The sequence below is a fragment of the Arthrobacter sp. 10N410 genome, from assembly GCF_056394945.1.
Map to the genome: position 1 here is coordinate 1 of NZ_JBFTIP010000013.1, position 5682 is coordinate 5682.

Annotated in this window: 5 protein-coding genes and 1 pseudogene; 5 read left to right on the top strand and 1 reads right to left on the bottom strand. The window is 67.3% G+C overall.

From position 1 onward, the window contains the following. Positions 1-254, bottom strand: a pseudogene (locus AC1DB8_RS16500) (HNH endonuclease); the annotation flags it as partial. A 173-nt stretch (positions 255-427) separates the two neighbouring features. On the opposite strand from AC1DB8_RS16500, the gene AC1DB8_RS16505 reads away from it, so the two are divergent. From AC1DB8_RS16505 to AC1DB8_RS16525, 5 genes are all read left to right on the top strand, one after another. Continuing rightward, positions 428-937 carry a TspO/MBR family protein gene (locus AC1DB8_RS16505; protein ID WP_441417454.1) on the top strand — a complete coding sequence of 170 codons (510 nt, stop codon included), beginning with the start codon at positions 428-430 and terminating at the stop codon, positions 935-937. 139 nt (positions 938-1076) lie between these two features. Next, the gene (murA, locus tag AC1DB8_RS16510) at positions 1077-2402 is read left to right on the top strand and encodes a UDP-N-acetylglucosamine 1-carboxyvinyltransferase (RefSeq protein WP_175323955.1); all 1326 of its coding nucleotides are present in this window, start codon (positions 1077-1079) and stop codon (positions 2400-2402) included. 10 nt (positions 2403-2412) lie between these two features. Further along, positions 2413-3216 (top strand): lysophospholipid acyltransferase family protein, encoded by an 804-nt coding sequence (locus tag AC1DB8_RS16515; RefSeq protein ID WP_476893642.1) that lies wholly within the window; start codon positions 2413-2415, stop codon positions 3214-3216. Continuing rightward, positions 3213-4274: an NAD(P)H-dependent glycerol-3-phosphate dehydrogenase gene (locus AC1DB8_RS16520; protein ID WP_476893643.1), complete on the top strand. Its 1062-nt coding sequence runs from the start codon at positions 3213-3215 to the stop codon at positions 4272-4274. Before AC1DB8_RS16515 ends, AC1DB8_RS16520 begins: the two co-directional genes overlap by 4 nt. Before the next feature lie 11 nt (positions 4275-4285). Then, positions 4286-5425, top strand: a complete 1140-nt coding sequence (locus tag AC1DB8_RS16525) for a D-alanine--D-alanine ligase family protein (RefSeq protein WP_476893644.1) — start codon at positions 4286-4288, stop codon at positions 5423-5425. Positions 5426-5682: the final 257 nt, after the last annotated feature.

The following is a 5682-nucleotide window of genomic DNA, read 5'->3' on the forward strand; positions in this document are numbered from 1 at the left end:
GCGCCGACGCCGGCGCCAAGCTGGTCGGCGGGAACCCCGGCCAGGGATTGTTCGCGGCGCTGGGACAGGTCGAAGGCGACGGCGTTCCGGGCCTGCCGGGCGGCCAGGGCGGACTTCAGGTCCTCCAGCTCGCGTGTTTCGTCGATGAGTGCCGCGGCACTGGCCGGGGCGGGGATCCCGGCCAGGATCCGCGCAAGGTCCGCGACCGTTACGCTGTCCGCCGGAGCCACGTCGGGCCCTTGCTTGCCGTCCATAAAAACACGCTATCGGCCACCTCTGACACTTTTAGTGCAGAGTGGCGGGTGGCCAAGCCAGCGGTCCCTGCAAGGGACGTATCATCGGCCGTACGGGAAGACCGTGCCCGGGGGAGACCTTGCCCCGGAGACGTCATCCCGCAGAAGGCGACCCGGAGCAAGAAGGAGTAGCTATGAAACTCATGACCGTGGTGTGGACGGCGGCTGCGACGGCCGCGACGGCGGCAGCCGGTGGAGTGGCGACTGACCCCGATGGTGCCTGGTACCGGAGGCTCCGCAAACCTGATTGGCAGCCGCCCGCCATCGCGTTTCCGGTCGTGTGGACAGCACTCTATGCGGACCTCGCCGTGAGCTCCGCCGTCGCGCTGGATAGCAGCGACGGGGCCGATGGCGCCGGCAGCGCCACGAGGCAACAGGAACTAACTGCATACCGCTCCGCTTTGGCAGCCAATCTCGTCCTCAATGCGTCGTGGAGCTGGCTCTTCTGGCGCGCCCGCCGGCCATGGTTGGCAGCGGCGGAGTGCGCCGTCCTGACGGCGAGCAGCGTCGATCTGGTGCGGCGGACATACCGCCTGGACCGCCGCGCAGGAGTGGCTCTTGCCCCCTATGCCGCGTGGTGCGGTTTTGCCACAGCGTTGTCGACGGCAGTAGCGCGTCTCAATGCCGGAACGACGGCGAACTGAGCGAAGGGCAGTCAGCCGCGGACGAGTGGATCAAGCCGCCCTGAACCGCGCCGTATTTCAGATCGGTAACGCTAGCTCCTATGCTTAGCTGGAGCCTTTGTAAGGATTTGGGGGCGAGTAGTCGTGAGGAAACTGGTAAATGAGTAGTGTTCTGACAATCCGCGGAGGCGTCCCGCTGACCGGCCGCGTCACCGTTCGGGGGGCCAAGAATCTTGTCCCCAAGGCGATGGTTGCTGCCCTGCTGGGCAATGAGCCGTCCGTGTTGCGCAACGTCCCCGAAATTAAGGACGTTGAGGTTGTCACCAGCCTGCTCCAGCTCCACGGCGTCACGGTGGACAAGGACCCGGTCACCGGGGACCTGACGTTGGACCCGACCAACGCCAAGACGGCCTCGCACACGGCCATCGACGCGCACGCCGGCGACTCGCGCATCCCGATCCTGCTCTGCGGACCCCTGATCCACGCCATCGGCGAGGCCTTCATCCCGGACCTTGGCGGCTGCAAGATCGGCGACCGTCCGATCGACTACCACCTCAATGTGCTGCGCCAGTTCGGCGCCGTCGTGGAGAAGCGCCCGGGCGGCATCCACATCTCCGCCCCGAACGGCCTCAAGGGCGCCAAAATCGCGCTGCCCTACCCGTCGGTTGGCGCCACCGAACAGGTCCTGCTCAGCGCCACCCGCGCCGAGGGCATCACCGAACTGTCCGGCGCGGCCACCGAACCGGAAATTGTCGACCTCATCGCCGTGCTGCAGAAGATGGGCGCAATCATCAGCGTCCAGACCGACCGCACCATCCGGATCGAGGGCGTGCAGGACCTGGGCGGCTACAACCACCGGGCCCTCTCCGACCGCAACGAATCCGCGTCCTGGGCCTCCGCCGCCCTCGTGACCCGCGGCGACATCTTCGTCGAAGGCGCCACCCAGCGCGACATGATGACCTTCCTGAACACCTACCGCAAGGTGGGCGGCGGCATGGACATCGGCGAGGACGGCATCCGCTTCTACCACCCCGGCGGAAAGCTCAACCCGCTGGTGCTGGAAACCGACGTGCACCCCGGCTTCATGACCGACTGGCAGCAGCCGCTGGTAGTGGCCCTGACCCAGGCCGAGGGCGTCTCGATCGTGCACGAGACCGTGTACGAAAACCGCTTCGGCTTCACCGACGCCCTGATCCGGATGGGCGCCAGCATCCAGGTCCACCGCGAATGCCTCGGCAGCGTCCCGTGCCGGTTCGGCCAGCGCAACTTCCTGCACTCCGCCGTCATCTCCGGCCCCACGCAGCTCAAGGGTGCAGACATCGATGTGCCTGATCTGCGCGGCGGCTTCAGCCACCTGATCGCCGCCCTCGCCGCCACCGGCACTTCCCGGGTCACCGGCATCGACATCATCAACCGCGGCTACGAGCGTTTCACCGAGAAACTCGCCGGCCTGGGCGCCGACTTCGACATCACGTCTGCCCGGTAGCGGGGACCACGTGAAGGAAACGGCCAAGAGCCACATCACCTTTGTCATCGTGGCCGGAATCGTCCGGCCCCTCATGAACCTGCTGATGAACAAGAAGTGGGAGGGGCTGGAGAAACTTCCCGCCGGCGGCTTCATCGCCGCGCCCAACCACTGCACCGAAATCGATCCGCTGGTGATCGGGCACATGCTCTTCAACCAGAACCGGATGCCGCACTTCCTGGCCAAGGGCAGCCTGTTCAAGGTCCCGGTACTGGGTTCGGTCCTGCGCAACACCAAACAGGTGCCGGTGGAGCGCTCGACGGCGGGAGCCAACCGCTCGCTGCAAATCGCCAAGGAAGTCGTGGACGAGGGCGGCGCCATCATCATCTACCCCGAGGGCACGCTGACGCGCGATCCGGAGCTGTGGCCGATGAAGGGCCACACCGGTGCTGCGCGGATGGCGCTGGAAAGCGGTATCCCGGTGGTCCCGATGGCCCATTGGGGAGCGCATGAAGTCTTTCCGCGCTATGCCAAGCGATTCCACGTGTTTCCCCGGAAGACCTCGCGCGTGCTGGTGGGTGACCCGGTGGACCTGAGTGCGTTTGCCGGACGGCCCCTGGACAAGGCGACGTTGACCGAGGCGACCAACGTGATCATGGACGCCATCACCGAACTGCTGGCAACCCTGCGCGGCGGACAGCCGCCGCTGGTGCGCTGGGACCCTTCGGCGCACAACCAGTCCACCCATGGGCGCTTCATCGAACGCGGTGGGAAGCCCGGCGCGGCCTCGGAAACCACCCCGGACAGCGGCAGCGCCACGGACGGTGCCAAATGACGGTGGAGCTCCCCGCCACGGAGGCCACTGACTCCGCCACGTGTGTTGCCGTGCTCGGGGCCGGATCTTGGGGGACGACCTTCGCGAAAATCCTCGCCGACGCGGCCACCGCCTCCGGCGTCGAGCGCGGCATCCGCCTCTGGGGCCGCCGCGCCGCCGTCGTGGACCAGATCAACAGCGAGCACCGCAACGAGCAGTACCTCAAGGGCATCGCCCTGCCCGCCAGCATCACCGCCTCCACCGACGTGGCCGAGGTCCTCGCCGGCGCCGACCTTGTGGTCCTGGCCGTCCCTGCCCAGACCCTGCGGCTCCAGCTGCGCGAATGGAAGGACCTGATCGGACCCGGCGCGCTGGTGGTTTCCTTGATGAAGGGCCTGGAACTGCACTCGGATGCCCGAATGAGCGAGGTGATCTGCGAGGAGCTGGCCATCCCCGCAGAACGCGTCGCCGTCGTCTCCGGTCCCAACCTGGCCATGGAGATTGCCCGGGAGGAGCCGACGGCGTCCGTCGTGGCCTGCTCGGACGCTGCGGCGGCGGGCTGGATGGCCCGCAGCTGCACGGCACCCTATTTCCGCCCGTATACGACGGCGGATGTGGTGGGCGTCGAAATCGGCGGCATCGTGAAGAACATCATTGCCCTGGCCGTCGGCATCTGTGAAGGCAAGCAGATGGGCGACAACACCAAGGCTTCCGTGATCACCCGCGGCCTCGCCGAGACGTCCAGGCTGACGCTGGCCCTGGGCGGCGAAGCCCGGACCATGGCGGGTCTTGCGGGCCTGGGCGACCTCGTCGCCACCTGTTCCTCCGCGCTGTCGCGGAACCACACGGCCGGACGGCTGCTGGGCACCGGCCTGAGCCTGGAGCAGGTCACGGCCGAAATGACGCAGACCGCCGAAGGCATCAAATCGGCGCAGGCCGTGCACGAACTGGCGGGCAAGCTGGGCGTCGAGATGCCCATCACCGCCGCCGTCGTCGCGGTGCTGGCCGGAAAACTGTCCGTAGACGAACTGGGACCGTTGCTGCTGTCCCGGGACCTGAAATCCGAAGGCGATTACTAAGAGTGTCGGAAATGAACTTGACTCCAGAAGCCCGGTCCGGCCGGTCCAGGCCCCGGGTGGCGGTGCTGTTCGGCGGCCGCTCCAGCGAGCACGCGGTCAGCTGCGTCACGGCGGCCGGTGTCCTCGGCGCGATTGACCAGACCAAGTACGAGGTGATCCCGATCGGGATCGCCAAGACCGGCCAGTGGGTACTGGCCTCGGGAGACACCAAGGATTGGTCGCTCTCCGCCTCCTCGCTGCCGGAAGTGGCGCCGTCGGACCAGACCGTGACGTTGGCCGAGATCAGCGGGGAACACCAGCTGATTGTGGCCTCCCCGAACCAGGTCCCGCAGGAGCTTGGCTCGGTGGACGTGGTCTTTCCGCTGCTGCACGGGCCGTTTGGCGAGGACGGCACCATCCAGGGTCTCCTGGAGCTCTCCGACACCCGCTACGTGGGCGCCGGCGTCCTGGCTTCGGCGGTGGGGATGGACAAGCACTACATGAAGGTGGTTTTCGAATCCGCCGGACTGCGTGTGGGTCCCTACATCACGGTGACGGACCGGCAGTGGCTCACCGACCCTGAGCTGGTGCGCAAGCGAGTGGACCAGCTCGGGTTCCCGGTCTTCGTCAAGCCCGCGCGGGCCGGCTCCTCGATGGGCATCTCCAAGGTGGATTCGCTCGATCAACTGGACGCCGCGATTGAGGCTGCCCGGGAACACGATCCCAAACTGGTGATCGAGGCCGGCATCGTCGGCCGCGAGATTGAATGCGCCGTGCTGGAAGGTCGCGGGACCGATGCGCCGCGCACGTCCATGCCGGGCGAAATCTCGGTTGCCGGCGGCGGCCACGACTTCTACGACTTCAACGCCAAGTACGTCGAGGACGACGCCGCCGCGCTCAGCTGCCCGGCCGACCTCCCCGACGAGGCCATCGCCCGGGTCCGCGAGCTCGCGGCGGTCGCTTTCGACGCCGTCGGCGCCGAAGGCCTGAGCCGGGTGGACTTCTTCTACACGCCCGAGGGCGAACTGATCATCAACGAGATCAATACCATGCCTGGCTTCACGCCGAAGAGCATGTACCCGCAGATGTGGAAGGCCTCGGGGCTGGGCTACGCGGAGCTGATCGACGAGCTGATCTACCTGGCCCTGCACCGCAAGACCGGCCTGCGCTAGTCCCCACCGGCACCCTAACCTCGCTCCGCTTCGGCCAGGGAACCCTGCTGGCGTGGGCCCATCCACCGGCACCCTAACCTCGCTCCGCTTCGGCCAGGGAACCCTGCCGGCGTGGGCCCATCCACCGGCACCCTAACCTCGCTCCGCTTCGGCCAGGGAACCCTGCTGGCGTGGGCCCATCCACCGGCACCCTAACCTCGCTCCGCTTCGGCCAGGGAACCCTGCCGGCGTGGGCCCATCCACCGGCACCCTAACCT